The following is a 25851-nucleotide window of genomic DNA, read 5'->3' on the forward strand; positions in this document are numbered from 1 at the left end:
GCACCGGTAGCACCCGTGTTACCCTGAGGTCCAGTAGCGCCGGTAGCGCCCGTGTTACCTCGAGGCCCAGTGGCGCCGGTAGCACCAGTAGCACCCGTGTTACCTTGAGGTCCGGTAGCACCAGTAGCGCCGGTAGCGCCCGTGTTACCTCGAGGCCCAGTGGCGCCGGTAGCACCTGTGTTACCTTGAGGTCCAGTAGCGCCGGTAGCGCCCGTGTTACCTCGAGGTCCAGTGGCACCGGTAGCACCAGTAGCACCCGTGTTACCTTGAGGTCCAGTAGCGCCGGTAGCGCCCGTGTTACCTCGAGGTCCAGTGGCACCGGTAGCACCAGTAGCGCCTGCTGGTCCAGTAGGTCCGGTAGGTCCTTGAATAAACGAAGCGGAATTAACTAGAGCAGTTTGTAATGCTGCTATTAATTTAAGGAGCTCTTGAAGTGTGCAAGGGTCAATTCGGAATAATTTTGTAATGTATAGTAAATAGTTAATGAGATTTTGAAGCTCAATAAATACAGCGCTTGCTACAAAGGTTGGATTTCTTAATATAGTTATTAAGTTTTTAATGATAGCTAACCCTTGTGCTTTCAGGGAGGAAGTAGCGTCTAGTGAACAAATAAATTTACTCAGTAGGTTCAATGTATCGATTAGATCTTCAATATTTTGGGGAGATGGATTTGCGAAAAGTGTTGGGATTATTTTTGTTAAATCAATAATAATCGCACGAAATGTTCTAAGTTGAGCTTTAGTAATTGGGATTGATGGAGTATTTGGGATTCGTCCGGCGCTACTTGGAAAGCATGGTTTGGAGAATTTGTTTTGATTGTCGTTATAACGAGACATTAAATCTCTCCTTTCTCACGAAAATGTGAACGAAACTCATCATAGTAGATGCAGAAATTAGTTAAATGGTCATAGTAAAATCGTTTGTTTAAAGAAAAAATAGAAAAAACGCCTTACAATAAGGCGTTTTTTCTATTTTCTGCGTATTGATAATATCGCTTTAATGAAATTTTTGATTTGAATCCAGCGAGTTTTATAATTTCTGATTCAGGAGTTTCTTTTTTTATTAAGTTTAAAATATAGGTGTTACGAAAATGTTGTCCTGAAATTCCTTTACGTAAATTGGCTCTAGCCACTTCGAGGCGAATCATTTTTTGTATAGCAATTTCCGTTAATGCCTTTGGTGCATCATTTTCATATACCCACCTGTATGTTCCACGGTTAAAATCGAATGCGACAAATAATGGATCATCACTATGGTATTTAGGACGAACTGGTTCCGGGATGCTTTTGTAATAATTATATAGTTGTTTTTTGTCTTCTTTTGCTAATGTAATTGTTCTTTCTACACCTGCGGTTGCTGGGATTGATAATGTGTTAGTTTCAAAGTGAACGTGATGCATTGTTAATGCTGTAAGTTCCTGTAAGGATAAACCGTAGTCAATCAATAGATTTAAAATAGCAATATTGCGATCCATTAATAAGGGGCGCACAGGAAGTTGTTTTTCTGAAAGTCCTTCTAATGAAGTGACTATATACTTTAACCTTTTTTCTTCATCAGGTGAAATGAAATCTTCGTTACGAAGTGTACGGTCTGGTTGAATAGATATCTCCATATTTTTCAATGGATTAGGAATGTTTAGAAAATGATGCATTCTATTTAGTACAATAAATACACGATGCATCGTTTTTTCTGAGTAATGTCGATTCGTTTTTAAATCGGAAAAGTAATCTTCGTAGTCTTTTGTACAAAGTGTAGCCCATATATTACTGGAAGGGAGCTTTTTGTTTTTTTCTAACCAATGTCCGAAGTCTTCAACGTCATAAACATAACGTTTAATAGTTGAGGGTTTTCGGCCTTTATTCAATAAAAAAATAGAAAAGGCTTGTATTGTATCATGGAATTCCGTTGTCTCCATAGTCCCACCACCTTAATTATTTCTTATATTATAGCAAACTTTTCTGAAAATAGGCATTTACAAGGGGGACAGGAATAATAATATTTGGTGAGTGGATAAAATGAGGTGATTGTATGGAACAATCGATGCGAAAGAAAAACAACAATCAAATTAATATTGTGTTAAACCATCGAAAGAAAATTTCTTTGCCAGCCGCAGAAAATAAAACGGTAATTTCAAATGAAACTGCAATTAAACATGAAATGCTGCAGAGAATTGAAGAAGAGATGGGGAAGCTTGTTGGGATGGATGATATAAAAAAGATAATAAAAGAAATATATGCTTGGATTTATGTGAATAAAAAAAGACAAGAGAAGGGATTGAAGTCAGAGAAGCAAGTACTTCATATGCTGTTTAAAGGGAATCCAGGTACAGGGAAGACAACTGTTGCTAGAATGATAGGGAAATTGCTGTTTGAGATGAATATTCTATCGAAAGGCCACTTGGTTGAAGCTGAACGTGCTGATCTTGTAGGAGAGTACATCGGCCATACAGCTCAAAAAACAAGAGACTTAATAAAAAAAGCAATGGGAGGTATTTTGTTTATTGATGAGGCGTATTCTTTAGCTCGAGGAGGAGAGAAGGACTTTGGAAAAGAAGCAATTGATACGCTTGTAAAACATATGGAAGATAAACAACATGGTTTTGTATTGATTTTAGCTGGATATTCAAGAGAGATGAATCACTTTCTTTCATTAAATCCAGGGCTGCAATCTCGTTTTCCATTTATTATTGAATTTGCGGATTACTCGGTAAATCAGTTGTTGGAAATTGGGAAAAGAATGTATGAAGATCGTGAATATCAGTTATCGAAAGAGGCTGAATGGAAATTTAGGGATCATTTACATGCTGTAAAGTATTCGTCGCAAATTACATCGTTTAGTAATGGGCGGTATGTACGGAATATTGTTGAAAAATCAATTCGTACACAGGCGATGCGGTTGTTGCAAGAAGATGCCTATGATAAAAATGATTTAATTGGAATATCGAGTATGGATTTGATGCTCGAAGAGGAGACGCACAGTACATAAACTGTGCGTCGATTTTTGTGTATAAGTTCGTTTACTCTTTTTTTTCTTTTTCTTGGTGTACTTTATGGAAGTGTTCCATTTTAGCGCTCTTTTCGTGTGCTGAATTAGGATCGTGTCCAAATTGATTTACTGAGCTTTTTTGAGCTCCTTTATTAACGTGGTTTGTCATTTGTATTCACCTCACTTTAAAAATTAGTATAAACATTATATAAAGAAAAAATCGTTAGAAAAGAAAAACCTCTTTACGATATGTAAAGAGGTTAGATTGCTATTTATGGATTGAACGTTCTTTCGTTTCGATACGTCTGTGTGGTAAATGCCATTTGTAATGAATAGAAACCATGCGGAAGCAAACAATTAAAATGAATAAAATGTAAAGAGCCCAATCGCTAACAATAATTTGAGCGCCAATTAAAAAACCTGCTAAAATTGTCCAAAAGGCATATACTTCAGCTCGAAGAACGAGAGGTTTCCTGCGGGCTAAAAGATCGCGAATGATACCGCCGCCAATACCAGTTAAAACAGCTGCTACAATTGTGGCGCTAATTGGTAAATTTAATTTTTGGGCATATAATGCTCCTTGTACAGCAAATGCTGATAAGCCGATAGCGTCAGTGATATTTTCCCACTTTTTCCAATGTCTAATTAACTTATTTGGAAAAAGAAAAATAATAGTCATTGATAAAAGTGCGATTTGGAATAACATGTCTTGTTGCCAAAACGCGACAATCGGATAACCGATTAATAAATTACGAAGGGCACCTCCCCCAAATGCGGTTGCCATTCCTAAAATATACACCCCGAAAATATCATAATCCTCTTCCATTGCAACAATGGCTCCGCTTAGTGCGAAAGCGATTGTGCCTATGATGCTAAAAATCTCCCATGCCATGAATTTTCTCCCCCGCTAACTAGATGAAATGTGCTTCCTCTGCTATTATATTAGAAGGTTTAAATTTCGAAAAGGATGAGTGAACATATTTGATGGAAGAAAAAGAAAAAGTCATATTAGTAGGCTGTCAATTGCCACAAGATGATGATGAAAAATTTATGCATTCCATGAAAGAGCTTGCATCACTAGCGAAGACTGCACGAGCAGAATTGTTAGTGTCAACAACGCAAAAACGACCAAAGTTTCATCCGGCAACTTACATAGGTAAAGGGAAATTAGAAGAGCTTACAATGTTAACTGAAGAATTAGAGCCGGATGTTATTGTATTTAATAATGAATTAACGCCGAGTCAAATTCGGAATTTATCCTCAGTATTAAATGCGAGAGTAATTGATCGAACGCAACTAATACTGGATATTTTTGCGCAACGTGCGAAGTCGAGGGAAGGTAAGCTTCAAGTAGAATTAGCTCAGTTGCAATATACAATGCCGCGTCTTATGGGGCAAGGATTGTCCTTATCGCGTCTTGGTGGTGGTATTGGAACGAGAGGACCAGGTGAGACGAAATTAGAGACGGATCGTCGTCATATTCGATCCCGTATTGATGAAATAAAGAAACAACTTGCAGTTGTTGTGGAACATCGAAAAAGATATCGTGAGAGAAGAAAAGATAATAAAGTATTTCAAGTTTCGTTAATAGGGTATACAAATGCAGGGAAATCGACACTGTTTAATAGATTAACGGAAGCTGATACGTTTGAAGAAAACCTTCTGTTTGCAACATTAGACCCAACGACGAGGAAGATGCCGTTACCTTCTGGTTATACAGTATTACTAACTGATACTGTTGGTTTTATACAAGATTTACCCACTTCATTAATCGCTGCTTTTCGTTCGACACTGGAAGAAGCGGGGGAAGCAGATGTCATTTTACATGTAGTTGATTCCGCGGATCCTAACTACATAGGGCATGAAAAAACAGTAAAACGATTATTATCAGAACTTGAAATTAACCATATTCCTATTATTACGTTATATAATAAAAAAGATGAATTACATCAAAACTTTATTCCGTTTCCGAAAAGTGATTTCTTAATGACTAGTGCTTTTGAAGAAAGTGATTTATTGCGTATAAAAGAAGCGATAGAAACGAAGATGAAGAAAGAAATGGATTGTTATCGAGTGGAAATCCCTCCGAGTGAAGGTAAGTTGTTAACGCTTTTAAAGACGGAAACTCTATTAGCAAAGATGGAGTTTCTAGAAGATAAATTTGTATATGATTGTGCAGGGTATATTTTTACTCATTCATCGCTTAATGTGCAATTAAAGAGATTTTTAGTGGAAGAAGGAGAAAATAAAAATGTTTGATCGTTTGAAAAATGGAGAAAAAATTGCTCCAATTGTAAAAGAAGTAGAGAGTCAGATTACAGAAGTACATAAACGTGCGGATGAAGTGATTGAAAGCAATCAGTTTCGTGTATTAGAAAGTTTTCGGAAACATAAAATTAGTGACTCGCATTTTATCCCGACAACAGGTTATGGTTATGATGATATTGGCCGTGATACGTTAGAAAAAGTGTATGCTGATGTATTTGGGGCGGAAGCTGGACTTGTTCGTCCGCAAATTATTTCAGGTACTCACGCTATCTCTACAGCGTTATTTGGTATTTTACGCCCGGGAGATGAGTTATTGTATATCACTGGGAAACCGTATGATACGTTAGAGGAAATTGTTGGTGTACGTGGGAAAGGTGTAGGTTCATTTAAAGAATATAATATCGGTTACAATGCAGTTCCGCTAACTAGTGCTGGGCTTGTTGATTTTGAGGCTGTTGCAGCGGCGATTCATAATAATACGAAAATGATCGGTATTCAGCGTTCGAAAGGTTATGCTACTCGTCCATCGTTTACTATTTCTCAAATTAAAGAGATGATCGCGTTTGTTAAAGAAATTAAACCTGATGTTGTTGTGTTTGTAGATAACTGTTATGGCGAGTTTATTGAAGAGCAAGAGCCATGTCATGTTGGTGCAGATTTAATGGCGGGTTCGCTTATTAAAAACCCGGGCGGCGGAATTGTTAAAACTGGTGGTTATATTGTCGGGAAAGAACAGTATGTTGAAGCGTGTGCATATCGTTTAACGTCTCCGGGAATTGGTGCGGAAGCTGGAGCGTCTTTATACAGTCTGCAAGAAATGTATCAAGGGTTCTTCTTAGCGCCACATGTTGCAGGACAAGCGCTGAAAGGTGCAATTTTTACAGCTGCGTTTTTAGAAAAGTTAGGAATGAACACGTCACCAGCGTGGAATGCGCCAAGAACAGACTTAATTCAATCGGTTCAATTTGATGATAAAGACCGTATGATTGCCTTCTGCCAAGCGATTCAATATGCATCTCCAATTAATTCGCATTTTACTCCGTATGCAAACTATATGCCAGGTTATGAAGATGATGTAATCATGGCGGCGGGAACGTTTATTCAAGGTGCAAGTATTGAATTGTCTGCTGATGGTCCAATTAGACCACCGTATGTTGCGTATGTGCAAGGTGGCTTAACGTATTCGCATGTTAAAATTGCGATTTGTTCTGCGATTGACGAATTGATTGAAAAGAATTTATTAATAATTTCTTAATGGGAAGCTGTCGATTTTGGCAGCTTTTTTCGTATAAAAGTAATGATTTATGCGATTAGAAAAAAGAATGAAAAAATTCATAAAAAAATTATAAAAAATCATGTAAGAAAAGCTAACATCTATTGACACTAAACATAACATGGTATAAAATGAGAAGCAGTTAAGGCGAAGGAGGAACTGAAAAATGAAAGAAGATAGACGTTCTGCCCCGCTGTTTCCTATTGGTATTGTTATGGATTTAACACAATTGTCTGCACGTCAAATTCGCTACTATGAAGAGCATAATCTTGTTTCTCCAACCCGTACAAAGGGGAATCGTAGATTATTTTCATTTAACGATGTAGATAAGTTGTTAGAAATTAAAGATTTGTTAGATCAAGGCCTGAATATGGCTGGTATTAAACAAGTGTTACTAATGAAAGAAAATCAAACAGAAGCAGTGAAAGTAAAAGAAGAAACGAAAGAAATTTCAAAAACTGAGCTTCGCAAAATACTTCGAGATGAACTACAACATACAGGTAGATTCAATCGAACTTCATTGCGACAAGGTGACATTTCAAGATTTTTTCACTAAAGATAACTGATTCTGAAGGCGATTAGAGGGACTAAGGAGGAATTTATAATGTCTAGATACACAAAAGAAGATATTTTCCGTTTGGCGAAAGAAGAGAATGTAAAGTATATCCGTTTACAATTTACGGACCTTTTAGGGGTAATTAAAAACGTAGAGATTCCAGTGAGACAATTAACGAAAGCTCTTGATAACAAAATGATGTTTGATGGATCTTCGATTGAAGGTTTCGTACGTATTGAAGAGTCTGATATGTATTTATATCCTGATTTAGACACTTGGGTAATTTTCCCTTGGACAGCTGAAAAAGGTAAAGTAGCTCGACTAATCTGTGATATTTACAATGCAGATGGCACTCCATTTGATGGAGACCCACGTAACAACTTAAAACGTGTGTTAAAAGAAATGGAAGCTTTAGGATTTTCAGACTTCAATCTTGGACCAGAGCCAGAATTCTTCCTATTTAAGGTTGATGAAAAAGGAAATCCAACATTAGAACTAAACGATAACGGTGGATACTTCGACCTTGCGCCGATGGATCTAGGGGAAAACTGTCGTCGTGATATCGTTCTTGAACTTGAAGAAATGGGATTTGAAATTGAAGCATCTCACCATGAGGTTGCTCCAGGACAGCACGAAATTGACTTTAAATATGCAAATGCAATTCGCTCATGTGATGACATTCAAACATTCAAACTTGTTGTAAAAACAATTGCTCGTAAACATGGTTTACACGCAACGTTTATGCCAAAACCGCTATACGGTGTGAACGGTTCAGGTATGCACTGTAACTTATCATTATTTAAAAATGGTGAGAACGTATTCTTTGATGCAAACGGTGACTTACAATTAAGTGATGATGCTCGTCACTTCATCGCAGGTATTTTAAAACATGCACCAGCATTTACAGCGATAGCAAACCCAACTGTAAACTCATATAAACGTCTAGTACCTGGATATGAAGCGCCTTGTTACGTAGCATGGTCTGCACAAAACCGTAGTCCGTTAGTACGTATCCCTGCATCTCGTGGTATTAGTACACGCGTAGAAGTGCGTAGTGTTGACCCAGCTGCAAACCCATATTTAGTAATGGCTACATTATTAGCTGCAGGTCTTGATGGAATTAAAAACAAATTAACTCCACCAGCAGCAGTAGATCGTAACATCTATGTAATGACAAAAGAAGAGCGCGAAGAAGCAGGTATCGTTGACTTACCAGCAACATTAGCGCAAGCATTAGTTACATTACAATCTAATGAAGTAGTATGCGGTGCACTAGGAGAACACTTACTTGAGCACTTCATCGAAGCGAAAGAGATTGAGTGGGATATCTTTAGAACACAAGTTCACCAATGGGAACGCGATCAATATATGTCTCTATACTAAGAGGCTTGAACCCTTGATACAACTCGTATCAAGGGTTTTTTAATTCCCTATTATTACAATTTTATGTGGTTGCAAAATGAAAAACAACCACATAAAAGCCAATAATTAATAACAAGTAGTGATATCATAGAAAAACATTATCAGATAAACGTAAGTTTTATATAATTTATGAACTAAAAAAGCCTTGATACTACGGTATCAGGGCTTTTTTAGTGAAGTTATTGGATATATTAACTACTAGATAATGGATTGTTTTTGGTTATTTTGAATCATGTTACTAAGAAAATCTTTTCAAAAGAATTGATTTTATCTTTTTTAAATCACTTGTGCTATAACTTAATAATTCTTTACTGCCTGTACAACGCGAGCGATGATTTTTATGTCCTCATCTGCAAGGCTATAAGTTTGTGGCTTGTGAATCAGATTATCACTCAATGATATTAACGTAATGATGCTTAGTTATAACGCAGTCTTATTCAGGATTTCGTTAGTTCATTTTCTAAATTTAGGGAATAAATATAGTTTAGTACCTTGCAATAAACAATACTAAGTGGTATATTATGGATAAAACAGGTACCGTGTATTGAACAGTACTAAGATAGGAAAGGAGGATGGCACTTGAACGTTCAATTTAAAAAAGGTGTGCTTGAACTTTGTGTATTAGCACTTGTAAAACGTAAAGATAGTTACGGTTATGAACTTGTTCAGCAAATTTCTAATAAATTTTTAATATCGGAAGGATCAGTATACCCTTTATTACGTCGTTTGACGAAAGAAGGGTATTTTCAAACGTATTTAAAGGAATCTACGGAAGGGCCACCTCGTAAATATTATCAATTAACAGAGCAAGGGGAGACGCAATTTCATTTGTTAGTAACAGAATGGCGTGATTTTGCGAAAGGGGTACAAGAAATTATTGAAGGGGTGGAATGGGATGAGTAAAGAAGGGTTTCTTAAAGAATTATCAAGTTATCTTAGAAAGTTACCAGAGGAAGAGAGGCAAGATATTTTATTGGATTATGAAGAGCACTTTCAGTTTGGACTAGAAGAGGGGAAAACTGAATCGGAAATAATACAGGGCCTTGGTTCTCCGAAAGTAATCGCGAAAGAATTACTTGCGATGTATCGCTTCGATGAAATGAAAAAAAATCCATCGACTTCAAATGTGACAAGAGCTGTTATGGCAGCGATTGGACTTAGTTTGTTTAATTTTATTATTGTGTTAGGCCCGTTAGTCGCAATTATTGCTTTTATATTTTCTTTTTGGATCGGTGGTATTGCTAGTGTAGTAACACCACTTTTCGTTATTGGAAAAGTATTTATGGGTACTTTTATATGGTTGGATCTTTTCGTTAGTATAACGTTTGTTGGAGTAGGTTTATTGTTATGTATTATCGCTTTTTATAGTACAAAGTGGTTTAAGAGATTGTGTGTACGATATGTAATATGGAACTTCAAAATGATAAAAGGAGAGTAAATGATGAAAAAACTATTTTTAATCGCTATCGCTTGTATCGTTATTGGAGTAATAGGAATTTCCCAAACATATGAAAAAGCAGTACAAACTGCTGAAAAAGGCGATAAAGAAAATGTAATTAAAAACAAAACATTAAAAAATATAGAAGTTAAGTTAGATGCCGGGGATATTATTGTTCAAAAATCTCCTGACTCTTCTTTTTATGTAAAGCAATCGGGAGATGTACGTAAACAAGAGATTCGTATCGCAGAAGATGGTGACACATTAAAAATTATTGGGGAAAGAGAAAAAGGTGCTTCATTTGATTTTTCTTTTTACGATTTTAGGTTTCAAACGTCTAAATTGACTCTACTTGTGCCCGAACGCTCTTACCAAGATGTAAAAGTAAATTCATCTGCTGGACAAATCGAAATGAGTGATGTGAAAAGTGATAGCGTAAGTGTTAGAACACTTGCTGGAGAAGTAGAGTTGAAACAAGTAACGGCTAAGAATGTGGAGGGATCGACAAAAGCTGGTGAGGTGAACTTTAAGAAGGTATTAGGGAAAGTGACCGCAAAAACAACAAGTGGGGAAATAAATATTCAAGATCATGATTCTAAATATAATCTAGAAGCAAGTTCAACTGCGGGAGATATAGATATTACTTTATCGGAAAAACCACAAGATGCGGTAATTACTGGGCAAAGTGCTGCGGGAGATGTAACGATTTTTAATGAAGAAAATAAAAATGTAACAATTGGAAATGGTAGTAAAAAGATTAGCGGTAAAACGGCTGCGGGAGATGTGACGATTGAAACTCGTTAATAAGAAATAGAATGCATGGAAATCTATCAAAATACAAAAAGAAGATAATTACCGTATATAAATAAGGTAATTATCTTCTTTTTGTTATTTTTAATGTAAATCACGATATACGCCAATTACTTTCCCGATAACTGACACTTGTTTTAAAATGATAGGTTCTAATGAAGAGTTTTCTGGTTGTAGACGGAAATGGTCTTTTTCTTTATAGAAACGTTTAACTGTTGCTTCGTTATCCTCTGTTAAAGCGACTACAATTTCACCATTATATGCAGACTGCTGTTGGCGAACAACAACTAAATCTCCATCGAAAATACCAGCTTCAATCATACTATCTCCAGAAATACGTAACATGAACACTTGGTCTGCTCCAGCAACAATACTAGCTGGAAGTGGGAAATGTTCTTCTACGCTTTCGACCGCTGTAATTGGTAAACCAGCAGTGACTTTTCCGACAATTGGAACTTGAATAACAGATTGTGTTTCCGTATCCATTCGGTCTTCACCTAAAATTTCAATGGCACGTGGTTTTGTTGGATCGCGTCGAATGTATCCTTTTTCTTCTAATCGTGATAAATGTCCGTGCACTGTAGAACTAGAAGCGAGGCCGACTGCTTGACCAATTTCACGTACGGAAGGTGGATATCCTTTTTCTTGTACTTTTAGCTTAATAAAGTCGAGAATGTCTTGCTGGCGTTTCGTTAACTTTTCCATGTTTTCTAACACCTCGTTTTCTTTCATTTTTCTTATTAATAAGTATAACATGTGAAAAAACATTCTACAAACATAAGTTCGAACAAATGGCGGATTTATGTTACACTATAGGGAAATAATAGGGAGAAAGAGGGGTTCAAAATGAATGCAATTATTTATGCACGTGTGAGTACAACGAAAGAAGCGCAAGAAACATCATTATTACGTCAAAAAGATGAATTATTGCATTTAGCTGAGCGCTATCAAATGAATGTTACTAAGGTGATTGAAGAGCAGGCTAGTGGATATACAATTGAACGTGACGGTATATTAGAGGTGTTGGATACAATTCGAGACGAACAAATTGATGTGTTACTTATACAAGATGAAACGCGTCTTGGTAGAGGAAATGCGAAGATCGCGTTAATGCATTGTTTACATAAAGAAGGCATAAAAGTATATACGCATACACATAATGGTGAATTACAATTGTCGGATTCTGATTCAATGGTATTAGATATTATTGGTATTGTTGAAGAATATCAAAGAAAGATTCATAATTTGAAAATTAAACGAGGTATGCAACGTGCAGTAGAAAAAGGTTATCGTCCAGAAAAAAATTTAAAAAATCGTCATTTAAGTGTAGGAAGAGAGAAAAAAGAAGTGCCAATTGAGGAAATTGTACGTTTGCGAAAAAGTGAACTCACGTTTGAAGAAATTGCAGCAACATTACGTGGATTTGGTCATAATGTTTCAAAGGCGACTGTACATCGTAGATATGTAGAGTATACGAAGCAATTGCTTGATAAAGAAGAGTAACTATTGTATGATAATAATCAGTTTTGATTAGAAGGGGGATTCGAGATGATTAATCACGAACTCGTTGAACGCATTAACTTCTTAGCGAAAAAAGCAAAAGCTGAAGGTTTAACTGAAGAAGAGCAACGTGAGCGTCAATCGCTACGTGAACAATATTTAAAAGGATTTCGTCAAAATATGTTAAACGAACTTAAAGGTATTAAAGTTGTTAACGAAGAAGGTACAGATGTTACACCGACGAAATTAAAAGCTTTAAAAAAGCAAGATAATGCAAGATTAAATTAAAAGATGGGCGAAGCCCATCTTTTTTATATGTAAAAATCGTTATTTAATAACTTTCCAGTTGTTATTAACTGTTGCTTCTATCGTTTTATGTTCCAATATATAATTAGCGATAAGTTCAGACATATCTGTGGGGATATCTTTTACTACCGGTTTGTTTTGAAACATAAAGAAATTTCCCCCGCCACTTGCACGATAATTATTCATTACAACGTCATATTCTTCATTCATATTAAGAGGAGCACTGTTATGCTGTAAAGATTCTACTCTTTCACCAATTGGTTTTGAAATGTTTAATACGTATGAAATCCCTTCCCACATATCATAATTATAATGTTGTGGCTTTGGTTCTATGTAGGTAGGACTTACGGTGATGGATCCATCTGTTTTTAATGTGAAATAAGAAGCAGAGAGTTCAAGAGCATTTTTTATGTCCGCTCCAGTTAGTCTAATTACTTTTAATGTGTTCGGATAAATATAATTAGAAACGATGTCACGCATTGTTACATGTTCCGGGAAACCTGGAGATGTATTATGGAACAAACTTGTACAAGAAATTGATACATTAGCTATATCCATCTGTATTTTATTTATGAATTCGATAAAAGGATGATCATGCAAACGAGTTTGCATAGCATCTGAAATTTGCATATCCCCCTGAATGATTCCAATAGGTTGATCAAGCCACTTTTGTGTTTTCTCTTCGTAATCGGCTACCAATGAAAGTACATCTTGGTCAGCCTCAACTCCTTGTACAGATAATAATTCAGAAGAACTCTCTTTTTTAACCCATTTATGTTTTGTTTTTTCGAATGTTATTTTTACTTTTCCAACTGAGTTTCCATTACATCCGGTCTGTAAAATTGTTACACCGTTAGCCATTGTGTGAGCAATTTCCCGGTGCTGGTGGCCTGTTAATAAAATATCTATGTCTTCAATTTCATGGCACATTGCATATCCTTGGTTTTCTCCTGTTAAAACTTCAGTCGGTACCCCGGTTTGTAAATCTCGTTCAACTCCCCCGTGATACGCTACGACTAGTAAATCTGGTTTCTCATGTTTGCGAATGTAAGAAACCCACTTTTTCGTTGTTTCTAATGCATCTTCAAATTGTAAGTCTTTAATGTGATGGGGTTGTTCCCAATTGGTAATGTAGTGCGTTGTCACCCCTAAAATAGCAATTTTTATATTGGATTCAATCTGTTTGATTATATAAGGTTTTCCGAAATAAGGCTTCTTTATGTTTTTATCTAAAATGTTTGCTGATAGGTACGGGAAGTTCGCAGTAGTCACAGCATTATTTAATATATCCATCCCGTAATTAAACTCATGATTGCCGATAATTGCAGCGTCATACTGTAAGTAATTCGCTAATAAGGACATTGGGTTTTTTTTGTTTTTTTCGTATGTAACATAATGATAAGTAAATGGTGTTCCTTGAATAAAGTCGCCATTATCAATTAAAAGAACGTTTGTATTTTGGGAACGTTCTTTTTTTATAAGAGTAGAAATTTTAGCTAAACCAAGTTCTGCTGGGGAGTTATCTTGGTAGTGAATAGGATAAACAGTGCCATGTATATCGCTTGTTAATAAGATGTTTAAAGTTACAGTTTGATTTTGTTCCAATATGACTCACCTTTTCTATTGTTATCTTCCAATTCATCATATCAAATATGTGAAGAGAATTTTAATGTGAGTGTATAGAATGTGTAAAGATTCTGTAAATAATCAATTATTTGTAAAAATATGTGATATATTTCTTCATGTTTATGAAAGGTTATTTTATAACAATGAAAAATGGAGGCATTAATATGTTGAAAAAAGTTTTTGCAATGAGCACAACAGTTGTACTAGCAGCGGGATTATTAAGTGGCTGTGGAACGAAGGAATCAAGTGCAAGTAAAAATGAAGATACGAAAAAAGGGTATGTACCGAAGACTTTAAATGTTCAATTTGTTCCTTCTCAAAATGCAGATACGTTAGAGGCGAAGGCAAAACCGCTTGAGAAGCTATTAAGTGATAAGTTAAATATTCCAGTAAAAGTTAGTATTTCAACGAACTACAATACAATTGTAGAAGCGATGGCATCTAAACAAGTAGATGTAGGATTTTTACCGCCAACAGCGTACGTATTAGCACATGAAAAGAAGGCTGCAAATGTAATTTTACAAGCACAACGTTTTGGAGTAGAGGATGAAACAGGAGCTCCTACAAAAGATTTAGTAGATTATTATAAATCTGAGTTTGTTGTTAAAAAAGACTCTAATATAAATAGTGTAAAAGATTTAAAAGGTAAAAAGATTGGTTATCAAGATGTAACATCATCAGCAGGGTATGTATGGCCTGCAGCTGTTCTATTAAAAGAGGGAATTGATCCGTTAAAAGATGTGAAACCTGTTACATTAAAAGGTCACGATCAGTCGCTTATTGCTCTTTTAAATGGTGACGTAGATGCAGCTGTTGTATTCCAAGATGCTCGTAATATTGTAAAAAAAGATTATCCGAATATATTCGAGCAAACGAAAATAGTGAAATTTACGGAGAAAATTCCAAACGATACGATTTCGGTACGTTCTGATTTAGATGAAGAGTGGAGCAAGAAATTACAGGATGCTTTCATTGAAATTGGAAAAAATGAGGAAGGTCACAAAATCATTAAAGAAGTATATTCACATGAAGGATATGTTAAATCTGATGATAGTAAATTTGACATCGTTCGTGAATATGGGAAGAAAGTAAAAACGCAATAATACATATGGAAATGGCAGCTAGCTGAAAGGGAATGTTTTCAGTTAGTTTGCCGTTTTGAATACATAGAAGGTAGGTAAGATGTGTGATAGAATTTCGAAATGTCTCCAAAGTGTATCCAAATGGTACAAAAGGATTGAATAATATAAACTTGAAAATTCAAAAAGGTGAGTTTGTTGTAATGGTAGGGCTGTCCGGAGCTGGAAAGTCTACACTTCTAAAATCGGTAAATCGTCTTCATGAGATTACAGAAGGCGAAATCATGATTGAATGTGAGTCTATTACTGCTGCAAAAGGAAAAGATTTACGACGTATGCGCCGGGATATTGGTATGATCTTTCAAAGTTTTAACCTTGTAAAGCGATCAACAGTATTGAAGAATGTATTAGCTGGCCGTGTTGGATATCATTCGACATTGCGTACAACGTTAGGTTTGTTTCCGAAAGAGGATGTGGAGCTCGCATTTCAAGCGTTAAAAAGAGTGAATATTTTAGAAAAAGCATATGCACGTGCTGATGAATTATCAGGAGGACAACAACAACGTGTATCGATAGCTAGAGCATTGGCGCAAGAAGCAAAAATCATATTGGCAGATGAACCTGTTGCGTCGTTAGATCCGCTAACAACAAAGCAAGTATTAGATGATTTAAAGAAAATTAATGAAGATTTTGGAATTACAACAATTGTAAACTTACATTCTATTGCTTTAGCTAGGCAATATGCGACGCGTATTATTGGATTACATGCAGGTGAAATTGTTTTTGATGGTTTAGTAGAAGCAGCAACGGATGAAAAGTTTGCTGAAATTTATGGTGACGTAGCACAGAAAAGTGAATTGTTAGAGGTGGTAGCTAAATGAATGATGTGACGATATATTCGAAGTCGATACCGAAGCCGCCGAGTAAGTTAAAACATATGTTAACGTTTATTCTAGTCATTTTACTGTTGTGGGGAAGTAGTATACAGGTCGACGCATCATTTTCAAAGCTAGTAGTTGGTTTTCCTAATATAATGGATTTGTTAAAAGAAATGGTGCCGCCAGATTGGAGTTATTTTCAAGTTATTACAACAGCAATGCTAGATACAATACGTATGGCGATTATTGGGACGACTTTAGGAGCGATTTTAGCTATTCCACTTGCACTGTTTGCGGCAAGTAATGTGTTTACTAGTACATTTTTATACAGTCCAGCTCGATTGATTTTAAATTTTATTCGAACGATACCAGATTTATTATTAGCGGCAATTTTCGTAGCTATTTTTGGAATAGGACCACTTCCGGGTATTTTAGCTCTTACTTTTTTCTCAATTGGGCTCGTGGCGAAATTGTTGTATGAATCAATTGAATCAATTGACCCTGGCCCACTAGAAGCGATGACAGCTGTAGGGGCTAATAAGGTGCAATGGATTGTTTATGGAGTCATTCCACAAGTAAAAGCACACTTTGTTTCCTATGTACTATATACATTTGAGGTGAATGTACGGGCAGCGGCTGTCCTAGGTTTAGTAGGAGCAGGTGGTATTGGACTATATTATGATCGTACACTTGGATTTTTACAATATCAACAAACTGCATCTATTATCATCTATACTCTTGTTGTTGTATTGGTAATTGATTATGTAAGTACATTGTTGCGGGAGAAATTATAATGAGTAAAACGACGATAATCGTACCAAAACCGAAGAAACCGAGTGTGTATCGCTCGTTTATTTTTATAGCACTTACATTTGTTTATATATGGGCTTTTTCAGGAGTACCGCTAGAGGGAATAAAGGAAACGGCGGGAGAAATTACAAAAGCAATTATGACAGGGATATTGAGTCCAGACTGGTCGTATGTATCTTTGCCAGATGGTGAAGATTTATTACATGGATTAATTGATACGTTGGCAATTGCGATATTAGGTACATTTATTTCTGCATTTTTATCTGTTCCGTTTGCCTTTTGGGCGGCAACGAATATGAGTAGTGGAAAATTAACTTCAGGATCTGGGAAAATTGTACTTAGTTTTGTTCGTACGTTTCCTGAATTAGTTATGGCTCTTTTATTTATAAAAGCTGTTGGTCCAGGCTCTTTTGCAGGAGTATTAGCCTTAGGATTGCATTCTATTGGAATGTTAGGAAAACTATATTCAGAAGGAATTGAAAACATAGATAAAGGACCGACGGAAGCGTTACTAGCAACAGGAGCAAATCGTTTTCAAATACTTTGGTATGCGGTGTTACCGCAAGTGTTACCAGATTTTCTATCGTATACGTTATACAGATTTGAAATTAATGTACGATCCGCTGCAATTTTAGGGGTTATTGGAGCAGGAGGGATTGGTACACCTTTAATTTTTGCGCTGAGTTCACGGAATTGGTCTCGTGTTGGTATTATTTTATTAGGTATTATTTTAATGGTAATTATAATTGATTTGATTTCAAGCTCGATTCGGAAACGGATTGTTTAACTTATTTGAAAAGCATCGAAGTTAGATGCTTTTTTATGTTTTTAAAAACTTATTTAAAAAAGTAAGTATAGAAGGAATTTGTATAAATATACAGATAATTCCCTTTCTTTTTAAAATAAAAATAATGAAAAAGTATGTCATATTGAATGCCCATACATTCCCGGAAACATTGATTTTTTTATAAAAAATCAAAAAAATATCAACATATTTGTCGATACATGTTGTATAATCTTGCGTGGGAAGCTATCATATAAATGTATAAAACGTTTACTAATATAAGCGAAGGGAAGAATAGCATGTCACATTCAATCGAACAACTTTCTATCAACACGATTCGCACATTATCCATCGATGCGATTGAAAAAGCAAACTCTGGTCACCCAGGAATGCCAATGGGTGCAGCACCAATGGCTTATACATTATGGACTCAATTTATGAAACACAATCCAAATAACCCAACGTGGTTTAACCGTGATCGTTTCGTATTATCTGCAGGTCATGGTTCAATGTTATTATACAGTCTACTTCACCTATCTGGTTATGATGTAACAATGGATGACTTAAAGAACTTCCGTCAATGGGGAAGCAAAACTCCAGGACATCCTGAGTACGGTCATACAGCTGGTGTAGATGCAACGACTGGTCCACTTGGACAAGGTATTGCAACTGCTGTAGGTATGGCAATGGCTGAAAGACATTTAGCTGCTAAATATAACCGTGATGCGTATAATGTAGTAGATCATTATACATACGCTATTTGTGGTGATGGAGATTTAATGGAGGGCGTTTCTGCTGAAGCATCTTCATTAGCTGCTCATTTACAATTAGGTCGTCTTGTTGTGCTTTACGATTCAAACGATATTTCATTAGATGGCGATTTAAATCGTTCATTCTCTGAAAGTGTAGAAGATCGTTACAAAGCATACGGATGGCAAGTAATCCGTGTTGAGGATGGAAACGATATTGAAGCAATCGCGAAAGCAATTGAAGAAGCGAAAGCTGACGAAAAACGCCCAACGCTAATTGAAGTAAGAACGACAATTGGTTTCGGTTCTCCAAACAAATCAGGAAAATCAGCTTCACATGGTTCTCCACTTGGTGTAGAAGAAACAAAATTAACGAAAGAAGCATATGCTTGGACTGCTGAGCAAGACTTCCACGTAGCAGAAGAAGTATATGACAACTTCCGTAAAACAGTACAAGATGTTGGTGAAACTGCGCAAGCTGAGTGGAACACGATGCTAGGTGAATATGCACAAGCATACCCAGAATTAGCAAACGAATTCCAAGCAGCAATGAACGGTCAACTTCCAGAAGGTTGGGAGCAAAACTTACCGACTTATGAATTAGGATCAAAAGCAGCAACTCGTAATTCTTCTGGTGCTGTAATTAATGCAATTGCAGAGTCTGTACCATCATTCTTCGGTGGATCTGCTGACCTTGCTGGTTCTAACAAAACATACATGAATAACGAAAAAGACTTTACAAGAGATGATTACAGCGGTAAAAACATTTGGTACGGTGTACGTGAGTTCGCAATGGGTGCAGCAATGAACGGTATTGCACTACATGGTGGTTTAAAAACTTACGGTGGTACGTTCTTCGTATTCTCTGATTACTTACGTCCAGCAATTCGCCTTGCAGCATTAATGCAATTGCCAGTAACGTATGTATTCACACATGACAGTATCGCTGTTGGTGAAGATGGTCCAACACATGAACCAATCGAGCAATTAGCAGCGCTTCGTGCAATGCCAAACGTTTCTGTTATTCGTCCTGCTGATGGTAACGAATCTGTTGCAGCTTGGAGACTAGCTTTAGAATCTACAAACAAACCAACTGCTTTAGTATTAACTCGTCAAGACCTTCCAACATTAGAAGGTGCAAAAGATGATACGTATGAAAAAGTAGCAAAAGGTGCATATGTAGTTTCTGCAAGCAAGAAAGAAACGGCTGATGTAATCTTACTTGCAACTGGATCTGAAGTAAGCCTAGCTGTTGAAGCTCAAAAAGCATTAGCAGTAGACGGCGTTGACGCAGCTGTTGTCAGCATGCCATCTATGGATCGCTTCGAAGCTCAAACTGCAGAGTACAAAGAATCTGTATTACCAAAAGCAGTAACAAAACGTTTCGCAATCGAAATGGGTGCTACATTCGGATGGCACCGTTACGTAGGTCTTGAAGGAGATGTGTTAGGTATCGATACATTCGGTGCTTCTGCTCCTGGTGAGAAGATTATGGAAGAGTATGGATTTACTGTAGAGAACGTTGTTCGTAAAGTAAAAGAAATGCTTTAATGATTTTAGAAAAATCTCTCCAGCATGGAGAGGTTTTTCTATGTAAATGAGTTTTTTCGACAGAAAAAGTTTTTTATCTCTCCGCAGTCAGACAATCATTGCAAATTTTCTTATATATAATGAAGAGAAAAGGTTGTCCAGATTGGGAGTGGAAAAATGAAAACGTATGAATTGTATTTAATTCAAGAGGATATTGCGAAAGCTTATTTTGGTCGTGAATATTTGTTTTTTGATTTATTTGCTCGATTTTCAGAATCTGGGTCCCTTTCGGAGAAAAAAGTGTTATATAAGCAAATGATGTATATAACGATGCCATTGCAAGTAATGAAAATTCATCATAAATTAGAACAAGCTTTGCGCGTTCTTGGTAAATATGATAGAACACATCATACACATACACTTTATACGGGAGCGGAGTACGGCGAAATAATGGTGAAACCGCACTATATTCGTATGAATACCTCTGGAAATGTCTCTATGGAAACGACGTTCTTTGAGGTGTTAAGAAAGTGTGAATTAACATTTTTAGCTATGGATTATGAAAATACAAAGTACGGATGGCTGAATCCTCTAAAACAAGTACGAACATATGTGTAAAAAATGTCGAATTGTATCTTGTCTTATTGAAAAGGTTTTAGTACACTGTAAGGTAGACAACATGAAGGAGGAAAATATATGCCAATTTGGTTAGGTATTCTAGTGGGCGTAGTAGCACTAGTAGCAGGCGTGGCGTTAGGATTTTTCATTGCCCGCAAATACATGATGAATTACTTACAAAAAAATCCACCAATTAACGAACAAATGTTAAAAATGATGATGATGCAAATGGGACAAAAACCTTCCCAAAAGAAAATCAATCAAATGATGAGCGCAATGAACAAGCAACAAATGAAATAAGCGCTAAAAGACACTCGCTAAGAGTGTCTTTCTTTTTGTTAGTTATAGTTTTTAAAACTTTTAAAAATTCTGTATTTTTGGTAAACTGAAAACATCGCTCATTTTAAGGGAGGAGGAAAAAAATGAAAGTGTTTATGAATTTAGCGTGGTTTTTTAAACAAGAAAAACGAGCGTACATAACTGGAATTATTTTATTGTTTGGCGTTGCACTTTTAGAACTTGTAGCACCAAAAGTAATTGGAATCGTTGTAGATGAAATTAATGATGGAACATTGACGACCGATAAGTTACTAAAATGGGTTGTACTATTAGTAATTGTAGGTATTACGATGTACATATTACGTTACATATGGCGTATTATGATTTTCGGGTCTTCATTAAAATTAGCTCGCCAATTACGAAAAAATTTGTATGAACATTTTACAAAGATGAGTCCATCTTTCTATCAGTCAAATCGAACAGGTGATTTAATGGCACATGCGACCAATGATATTCAAGCGATCCAGCAAACTGCTGGAGCAGGTGTTTTGACGCTTGTTGACTCATTAGCTGTCGGAGGATGTGTACTCGTAGCGATGGGTTTTACAATTAGTTGGAAGTTAACATTATTAAGTTTAATTCCAATGCCGATTGTAGCTATTTCGACAAATTATTATGGAACTTTATTACATAAAAGGTTTCATAAAGCACAGCAATCGTTTTCGGAAATCAATGATAAAGTGCAAGAGAGTATGAGTGGAATGAAAGTGATTCGCTCGCTTGGACAAGAGAAAGAAGATTTACAGGCGTTTCGAAGAAAATCAGAAGATGTTGTACATAAAAATGTGTTAGTTGCACGTATTGATTCGTTATTTGATCCGACAATCTCTCTTATCGTTGGATTTTCTTTTTTAATCGCAGTATGTTACGGATCAGTATTAGTTGTAAGAGGTGAATTAACAGTAGGTGATCTCGTTACATTTACGACATATTTAGGTACCCTCGTTTGGCCAATGTTAGCGTTTGGATGGTTATTCAATATTATGGAGCGTGGGCGTGCTTCATATGACCGTGTAGAAAAAATTCTTTCACAAAAATCAGATGTAGTAAATAGCGAAAATGCTGTACATACAATAGCGAGCGGTAATGTTTCGTTTGCCGTTGATTCATTTTCGTATAAGAAAAATGAATTGTTACATTTAAACGATATTCACTTTGATTTGAAGAAGGGCGAAACGCTAGGAGTTGTAGGACGTACAGGCGCAGGGAAAACGACTTTATTAAAATGTTTAATCCGTGAGTATGATCATTTTAATGGTGAATTAAAAATTGGGGAGCGAGATATTCGAGATATAACACTTCATGGTGTCCGTTCTGCCATTTCATACGTGCCGCAAGATCATTTTTTATTTTCAGCAAGTATTGGTGAGAATATTGCCTTTGGAAAGGCGGATGCTACATATAATGAAATTACCAAAGCTGCAGAGATTGCTTGTATTCATAATGACATCCTCCAATTTTCAGAAGGATATGAAACAGTAGTAGGGGAAAGAGGTGTTTCGTTATCTGGTGGTCAAAAACAGCGAATCTCTATTGCTCGTGCTTTATTAACAAATGCTGAAATTTTAATTTTGGATGATTGTTTATCAGCGGTAGATGCAAAAACAGAAGAGACGATTTTAAGTGCCTTAAAGAGGGAGAGAGCAGGGAAAACGACGATTATTACTGCACACCGATTAAGTGCAATTCAGCATGCCAATCTTATTCTTGTTGTTGATGAAGGTAGAATTGTACAAAGAGGTACACATGAGGAATTAATGAAGGAAAACGGCTGGTATAAGGAAATGTATGAAAGCCAGCAATTAGAAGCTTTAGTCGAGAAAGGAGGCGTATGATGGTAGAGAAGAAGCGAAGTGATTTAAGTAGATTGCTTTCCTATATGAAGCCATATAAAGGGTTACTATCTTTAGCATTTATCTTTTTAGTTGGTGCGACAGTAACGGAAATGATGGGTCCTTTTTTAATTAAACAATTCCTCGATGAACACCTAGTACCGCGGGATTTTGAACGATCAGCGCTCGTTACTTTATTTGTAATTTACATAGTTGCTCATTTATTAAAAGTACTATTTACGTATTTAAATCTATTGTACTTTCAGAACATTGCTTTTAAGATTGTTCAAGATATGCGAGTTGAAGTATATGAACATGTTCAAAAACTGTCATTAAGTTTCTTTGATCGTACGCCGATTGGTACACTTGTATCGCGTATAACAAATGATACGGAAGCGATTAAAGATTTTTATGTCAGTGTATTATCAACATTTGTAAAAAATGTAGTCTTTTTAGTAGGTATTTTAGTAGCGATGTTTTTATTAGATGTAAAATTAGCGCTATTTTCTCTCGTATTAATTCCGATAATGTTTGCGATTATGGTATTATATCGCCGGAAAAGTGCAGCTTTTTATTTAGAAGTACGTAATCAACTAAGCGTGTTAAATGCAAAGTTGAACGAGTCCATACAAGGAATGAATATTGTTCAAGTGTTCAGACAAGAAAAACGTATGAGAAAAGAGTTTGAAGAAGTGAATAATAAACATTATAGTGCAGGGCGACGTACTTTGAAGTTAGACGCATTACTTTTACGACCAGCTACGGATTTAGTACATATTGTAGCTATTGCGTTAGTACTAGGTTTATTTGGGATTGATGCTTTAAAGAGTCCTGTTGAAGTAGGAGTTTTATATGCTTTTGTTAACTATATACATCGTTTCTTCCAACCTGTAAATGAGATGATGATGAAATTGTCCTTCTTCCAACAGGCACTTGTTTCGTCATCACGTGTATTTCATTTAATGGACGAGAAAGATTTAGCACCGGTTCAAAAAGGCAATGAGAATCTTCAAATCGTGGATGGAGATATTGAATTTAAAAATGTTACTTTTTCATATGATGGAAAGCGTGACGTTTTAAAAAATGTATCATTTCACGTGAAACAAGGGCAAACGGTTGCTTTTGTTGGGCATACTGGTAGCGGAAAAAGTACGATTATGAATTTGTTAATGCGATTTTATAATATTAAGTCAGGAAATATTGTAATAGACGGTGTAGATTTAGAAAAATTTGAAGAACGAGAAATTAGAAAGAAAATAGGACTCGTATTGCAAGATGCATTTTTATTTGCTGGAAATGTAAAGCAAAATATTCGTATGTATAATGAAGAAATTACGGATGAAGAAGTAAAAGAAGCTGCTCGATTTGTGCAAGCGAATACGTTTATTGAAAAGTTACCAAAACAGTATGAAACAGAAGTAGTAGAAAGAGGTGCAGCATTTTCAAGCGGTCAACGACAATTAATTGCTTTTGCTAGAACGATAGCAACGAATCCGAAAGTATTAGTATTAGATGAAGCAACAGCTAATATCGATACAGAAACAGAAGAGGCTATTCAAACAGCGTTGCAACAAATGCGAAAAGGTAGAACGACGATAGCCATTGCGCATAGGTTATCTACAATTCAAGATGCGGATCAAATTTTTGTGATGCATGATGGAGAGATAATAGAGAGAGGGACACATCAAGAATTATTAAGTGAGCAAGGTTTGTATTATAATATGTATTTGCTACAAAATAAAGTGAGTTTGCAAAAGGCCTTGTAATACAAGGTCTTTTTTATTTTGTATACAAAATATGTTTACTCTTTGTTTCTATAGCATAAATGTCGTGTCCTCTTATGAAACTTGTACATATTGTATGTATACGAAGTAAAAAAATGATAGGAGATTTTATATGCAAAACAGATCAAGTTCAAATGTTACGTTTATTGATGTGTCTCATTGGGAAGGGAATATTGATTGGAATGCAGTGAAGGCATCTGGAATTCCAGCAGCGTATGCAAAAGCGACAGAAGGTGTAAACTACATTGATCCTACTTTTACTAAGAATGTACAAGCAGCACGAAATGCGAATGTATTAATTGGTGCATACCATTTTGCACGCCCAGAACAAAATGATGCAATTTCAGAGGCAAAATATTTTGTGAGTATATTACAAAATAACCAGACAGACTTAATGCCAGTTCTGGATTTAGAATCACCAACAGATCCGAGTAACAGTAATTTAACTGGTAACGCTATATCGAATTGGGCAAGAAGCTTCATAAATTATGTGAAACAGGCTACTGGAAAAGATGTAATGTTATATACAGGAGTTTGGTATATTAATGAGTTCGGAATTAGCGGATTAAGTGATATACCGCTTTGGATTGCTAAATACTCGAGTACACCGCCTGCTGATGCTGGTGGATGGACAGCGTGGACAGCGTGGCAGTACACAGATTCTGGACAAATTTCAGGCGTAGGAAATTGTGATGTATCAGCTGCAGTTTCATTAGAAGCTTTAAAAGGGAATGGAGCAAGTGGTGGAGGTAATGTTTCCCCGCCTAATAATGCAACTCCAGTGTACGGGGTTGCTATAATTAATGGAGATCATGTGAATTTGAGAAGTGGACCATCTTTGCAGTCTAGTGTAATTCGCCAATTGAATCGTGGCGAAACATATGAAGTTTGGGGAGAACAAGATGGATGGCTTTGTTTAGGGACAAATCAGTGGGTATATAATGATCCGAGTTATATTCAGTATAAACATTATGTGGCGACTATTACTGGTGATAATGTAAATTTGCGTGATGCTCCATCATTAAATGGAAATGTTATAAGACAGTTACATCATGGTGAATCGTATCGAGTATGGAGCAAGCAAGATGGATGGCTTTGCTTAGGGACAAATCAATGGATATACTACGATCCAAGTTATATTCAGTATGGTGTACAATAGAGTGAAAATAAAAGGTGCCCCGTCAGAGGTGCCTTTTATTAAAAATATACAACTTTTACAAAGTCTATATCGAAACCATAGTATACTATAATAGATATATTTATA

At 36.1% G+C, this 25851-nt stretch carries 26 protein-coding genes and 1 pseudogene; 20 read left to right on the forward strand and 7 right to left on the reverse strand.

Annotation, left to right across the window (positions count from 1 at the left end; all coding sequences use genetic code 11):
* Both DN404_RS22025 and DN404_RS22030 read right to left on the reverse strand, forming a co-directional pair.
* A partial coding sequence (locus tag DN404_RS22025) for a collagen-like repeat preface domain-containing protein (RefSeq protein ID WP_149215466.1) occupies positions 1-836 on the reverse strand: 836 nt, incomplete at its 3' end.
* Between the two features lie 113 nt (positions 837-949).
* Positions 950-1915, reverse strand: a complete 966-nt coding sequence (locus tag DN404_RS22030) for a tyrosine-type recombinase/integrase (protein ID WP_000450326.1) — start codon at positions 1913-1915, stop codon at positions 950-952.
* Between the two features lie 113 nt (positions 1916-2028).
* Here DN404_RS22030 and spoVK point away from each other — a divergent pair, with 113 nt between their 5' ends.
* Entirely contained in the window at positions 2029-2985 is a 957-nt protein-coding gene (spoVK, locus tag DN404_RS22035; RefSeq protein ID WP_000438174.1) for a stage V sporulation protein K, read from the forward strand.
* A gap of 31 nt (positions 2986-3016) precedes the next feature.
* Here spoVK and DN404_RS30635 read toward each other — a convergent pair whose 3' ends face one another.
* Together DN404_RS30635 and DN404_RS22040 are read right to left on the reverse strand one after the other, a co-directional pair.
* Positions 3017-3154, reverse strand: a complete 138-nt coding sequence (locus DN404_RS30635; protein ID WP_000181503.1) for a hypothetical protein — start codon at positions 3152-3154, stop codon at positions 3017-3019.
* A 99-nt stretch (positions 3155-3253) separates the two neighbouring features.
* Positions 3254-3877, reverse strand: a complete 624-nt coding sequence (locus DN404_RS22040) for a trimeric intracellular cation channel family protein (protein ID WP_000312266.1) — start codon at positions 3875-3877, stop codon at positions 3254-3256.
* Positions 3878-3969: 92 nt separating this feature from the next.
* Here DN404_RS22040 and hflX point away from each other — a divergent pair, with 92 nt between their 5' ends.
* From hflX to glnA, 4 genes are all read left to right on the forward strand, one after another.
* Entirely contained in the window at positions 3970-5244 is a 1275-nt protein-coding gene (gene hflX / locus DN404_RS22045) for a GTPase HflX (protein ID WP_000391407.1), read from the forward strand.
* Positions 5237-6508 (forward strand): methionine gamma-lyase family protein, encoded by a 1272-nt coding sequence (locus tag DN404_RS22050; RefSeq protein ID WP_000460304.1) that lies wholly within the window; start codon positions 5237-5239, stop codon positions 6506-6508. Before hflX ends, DN404_RS22050 begins: the two co-directional genes overlap by 8 nt.
* A 184-nt stretch (positions 6509-6692) precedes the next feature.
* The gene (glnR, locus tag DN404_RS22055; RefSeq protein WP_000656783.1) at positions 6693-7082 is read left to right on the forward strand and encodes a transcriptional repressor GlnR; all 390 of its coding nucleotides are present in this window, start codon (positions 6693-6695) and stop codon (positions 7080-7082) included.
* A gap of 48 nt (positions 7083-7130) precedes the next feature.
* Positions 7131-8465: a type I glutamate--ammonia ligase gene (gene glnA / locus DN404_RS22060; RefSeq protein WP_000092763.1), complete on the forward strand. Its 1335-nt coding sequence runs from the start codon at positions 7131-7133 to the stop codon at positions 8463-8465.
* Positions 8466-8801: 336 nt separating this feature from the next.
* On the opposite strand, the pseudogene DN404_RS31345 reads toward glnA, so the two are convergent.
* Positions 8802-8921 (reverse strand): annotated as a pseudogene (locus DN404_RS31345) (LexA family protein); the annotation flags it as partial.
* A gap of 162 nt (positions 8922-9083) precedes the next feature.
* On the opposite strand from DN404_RS31345, the gene DN404_RS22065 reads away from it, so the two are divergent.
* From DN404_RS22065 to DN404_RS22075, 3 genes are read left to right on the forward strand one after another with little or no spacing between them, the layout of a single operon-like run.
* A complete protein-coding gene (locus DN404_RS22065) occupies positions 9084-9407 on the forward strand; it encodes a PadR family transcriptional regulator (protein WP_001102628.1) in 324 nt (107 codons plus the stop codon).
* Positions 9400-9942 (forward strand): DUF1700 domain-containing protein, encoded by a 543-nt coding sequence (locus tag DN404_RS22070; RefSeq protein ID WP_000031384.1) that lies wholly within the window; start codon positions 9400-9402, stop codon positions 9940-9942. Before DN404_RS22065 ends, DN404_RS22070 begins: the two co-directional genes overlap by 8 nt.
* Complete coding sequence (locus tag DN404_RS22075) at positions 9943-10746, forward strand: DUF4097 family beta strand repeat-containing protein (protein WP_006920048.1); 804 nt, start codon at positions 9943-9945, stop codon at positions 10744-10746.
* Between the two features lie 90 nt (positions 10747-10836).
* Here DN404_RS22075 and lexA read toward each other — a convergent pair whose 3' ends face one another.
* Positions 10837-11457 (reverse strand): transcriptional repressor LexA, encoded by a 621-nt coding sequence (lexA, locus tag DN404_RS22080; protein ID WP_000413738.1) that lies wholly within the window; start codon positions 11455-11457, stop codon positions 10837-10839.
* Positions 11458-11598: 141 nt separating this feature from the next.
* Here lexA and DN404_RS22085 point away from each other — a divergent pair, with 141 nt between their 5' ends.
* Together DN404_RS22085 and DN404_RS22090 are read left to right on the forward strand one after the other, a co-directional pair.
* Complete coding sequence (locus DN404_RS22085) at positions 11599-12255, forward strand: YneB family resolvase-like protein (RefSeq protein WP_000991469.1); 657 nt, start codon at positions 11599-11601, stop codon at positions 12253-12255.
* Positions 12256-12300: 45 nt separating this feature from the next.
* A complete protein-coding gene (locus DN404_RS22090) occupies positions 12301-12540 on the forward strand; it encodes a DUF896 domain-containing protein (protein WP_000607016.1) in 240 nt (79 codons plus the stop codon).
* A gap of 39 nt (positions 12541-12579) precedes the next feature.
* Here the strand turns inward: DN404_RS22090 and DN404_RS22095 are convergent, their stop codons facing one another.
* Positions 12580-14163 (reverse strand): bifunctional metallophosphatase/5'-nucleotidase, encoded by a 1584-nt coding sequence (locus DN404_RS22095; RefSeq protein ID WP_006920043.1) that lies wholly within the window; start codon positions 14161-14163, stop codon positions 12580-12582.
* 185 nt (positions 14164-14348) lie between these two features.
* On the opposite strand from DN404_RS22095, the gene DN404_RS22100 reads away from it, so the two are divergent.
* From DN404_RS22100 to DN404_RS22145, 10 genes are all read left to right on the forward strand, one after another.
* Positions 14349-15287, forward strand: coding sequence for a phosphate/phosphite/phosphonate ABC transporter substrate-binding protein (locus DN404_RS22100; protein WP_000915065.1), 939 nt, complete (start codon positions 14349-14351; stop codon positions 15285-15287).
* Positions 15288-15370: 83 nt separating this feature from the next.
* The gene (gene phnC / locus DN404_RS22105) at positions 15371-16144 is read left to right on the forward strand and encodes a phosphonate ABC transporter ATP-binding protein (protein WP_149215467.1); all 774 of its coding nucleotides are present in this window, start codon (positions 15371-15373) and stop codon (positions 16142-16144) included.
* Complete coding sequence (gene phnE / locus DN404_RS22110) at positions 16141-16935, forward strand: phosphonate ABC transporter, permease protein PhnE (protein WP_001000764.1); 795 nt, start codon at positions 16141-16143, stop codon at positions 16933-16935. Before phnC ends, phnE (DN404_RS22110) begins: the two co-directional genes overlap by 4 nt.
* A complete protein-coding gene (gene phnE / locus DN404_RS22115) occupies positions 16935-17738 on the forward strand; it encodes a phosphonate ABC transporter, permease protein PhnE (RefSeq protein ID WP_000047893.1) in 804 nt (267 codons plus the stop codon). The genes phnE (DN404_RS22110) and phnE (DN404_RS22115) overlap by 1 nt, the downstream gene beginning before the upstream one ends.
* Positions 17739-18034: 296 nt before the next feature.
* Positions 18035-20035, forward strand: a complete 2001-nt coding sequence (tkt, locus tag DN404_RS22120; RefSeq protein WP_000019766.1) for a transketolase — start codon at positions 18035-18037, stop codon at positions 20033-20035.
* Positions 20036-20191: 156 nt separating this feature from the next.
* Entirely contained in the window at positions 20192-20632 is a 441-nt protein-coding gene (sirA, locus tag DN404_RS22125) for a sporulation inhibitor of replication protein SirA (RefSeq protein ID WP_000860645.1), read from the forward strand.
* Between the two features lie 78 nt (positions 20633-20710).
* Positions 20711-20932: a YneF family protein gene (locus tag DN404_RS22130; protein ID WP_001123317.1), complete on the forward strand. Its 222-nt coding sequence runs from the start codon at positions 20711-20713 to the stop codon at positions 20930-20932.
* A 122-nt stretch (positions 20933-21054) separates the two neighbouring features.
* Positions 21055-22806 (forward strand): ABC transporter ATP-binding protein, encoded by a 1752-nt coding sequence (locus DN404_RS22135; protein WP_006920021.1) that lies wholly within the window; start codon positions 21055-21057, stop codon positions 22804-22806.
* Complete coding sequence (locus DN404_RS22140; protein ID WP_149215468.1) at positions 22806-24569, forward strand: ABC transporter ATP-binding protein; 1764 nt, start codon at positions 22806-22808, stop codon at positions 24567-24569. Before DN404_RS22135 ends, DN404_RS22140 begins: the two co-directional genes overlap by 1 nt.
* Positions 24570-24699: 130 nt before the next feature.
* Positions 24700-25746, forward strand: coding sequence for a GH25 family lysozyme (locus DN404_RS22145; RefSeq protein ID WP_044306944.1), 1047 nt, complete (start codon positions 24700-24702; stop codon positions 25744-25746).
* Positions 25747-25851 lie beyond the last annotated feature (105 nt).

Source organism: Bacillus sp. TE8-1, from assembly GCF_008368855.1.
Classification (GTDB): Bacteria; Bacillota; Bacilli; order Bacillales; family Bacillaceae_G; genus Bacillus_A; species Bacillus_A cereus.

What these genes read in the sequence shown, in the direction of transcription:
- spoVK (WP_000438174.1), top strand. Translation starts at nt 2,029, where the DNA reads ATGGAACAATCGATGCGAAAGAAAAACAACAATCAAATTAATATTGTG.
- DN404_RS22145 (WP_044306944.1), top strand. Translation starts at nt 24,700, where the DNA reads ATGCAAAACAGATCAAGTTCAAATGTTACGTTTATTGATGTGTCTCAT.
- DN404_RS22140 (WP_149215468.1), top strand. Translation starts at nt 22,806, where the DNA reads ATGGTAGAGAAGAAGCGAAGTGATTTAAGTAGATTGCTTTCCTATATG.
- DN404_RS22030 (WP_000450326.1), bottom strand. Translation starts at nt 1,915, where the DNA reads ATGGAGACAACGGAATTCCATGATACAATACAAGCCTTTTCTATTTTT.
- DN404_RS22090 (WP_000607016.1), top strand. Translation starts at nt 12,301, where the DNA reads ATGATTAATCACGAACTCGTTGAACGCATTAACTTCTTAGCGAAAAAA.
- DN404_RS22070 (WP_000031384.1), top strand. Translation starts at nt 9,400, where the DNA reads ATGAGTAAAGAAGGGTTTCTTAAAGAATTATCAAGTTATCTTAGAAAG.
- glnA (WP_000092763.1), top strand. Translation starts at nt 7,131, where the DNA reads ATGTCTAGATACACAAAAGAAGATATTTTCCGTTTGGCGAAAGAAGAG.
- glnR (WP_000656783.1), top strand. Translation starts at nt 6,693, where the DNA reads ATGAAAGAAGATAGACGTTCTGCCCCGCTGTTTCCTATTGGTATTGTT.
- DN404_RS22130 (WP_001123317.1), top strand. Translation starts at nt 20,711, where the DNA reads ATGCCAATTTGGTTAGGTATTCTAGTGGGCGTAGTAGCACTAGTAGCA.
- lexA (WP_000413738.1), bottom strand. Translation starts at nt 11,457, where the DNA reads ATGGAAAAGTTAACGAAACGCCAGCAAGACATTCTCGACTTTATTAAG.
- DN404_RS22040 (WP_000312266.1), bottom strand. Translation starts at nt 3,877, where the DNA reads ATGGCATGGGAGATTTTTAGCATCATAGGCACAATCGCTTTCGCACTA.
- hflX (WP_000391407.1), top strand. Translation starts at nt 3,970, where the DNA reads ATGGAAGAAAAAGAAAAAGTCATATTAGTAGGCTGTCAATTGCCACAA.
- DN404_RS22050 (WP_000460304.1), top strand. Translation starts at nt 5,237, where the DNA reads ATGTTTGATCGTTTGAAAAATGGAGAAAAAATTGCTCCAATTGTAAAA.
- DN404_RS30635 (WP_000181503.1), bottom strand. Translation starts at nt 3,154, where the DNA reads ATGACAAACCACGTTAATAAAGGAGCTCAAAAAAGCTCAGTAAATCAA.
- DN404_RS22135 (WP_006920021.1), top strand. Translation starts at nt 21,055, where the DNA reads ATGAAAGTGTTTATGAATTTAGCGTGGTTTTTTAAACAAGAAAAACGA.
- phnE (WP_000047893.1), top strand. Translation starts at nt 16,935, where the DNA reads ATGAGTAAAACGACGATAATCGTACCAAAACCGAAGAAACCGAGTGTG.
- DN404_RS22075 (WP_006920048.1), top strand. Translation starts at nt 9,943, where the DNA reads ATGATGAAAAAACTATTTTTAATCGCTATCGCTTGTATCGTTATTGGA.
- DN404_RS22085 (WP_000991469.1), top strand. Translation starts at nt 11,599, where the DNA reads ATGAATGCAATTATTTATGCACGTGTGAGTACAACGAAAGAAGCGCAA.
- DN404_RS22100 (WP_000915065.1), top strand. Translation starts at nt 14,349, where the DNA reads ATGTTGAAAAAAGTTTTTGCAATGAGCACAACAGTTGTACTAGCAGCG.
- tkt (WP_000019766.1), top strand. Translation starts at nt 18,035, where the DNA reads ATGTCACATTCAATCGAACAACTTTCTATCAACACGATTCGCACATTA.
- sirA (WP_000860645.1), top strand. Translation starts at nt 20,192, where the DNA reads ATGAAAACGTATGAATTGTATTTAATTCAAGAGGATATTGCGAAAGCT.
- phnE (WP_001000764.1), top strand. Translation starts at nt 16,141, where the DNA reads ATGAATGATGTGACGATATATTCGAAGTCGATACCGAAGCCGCCGAGT.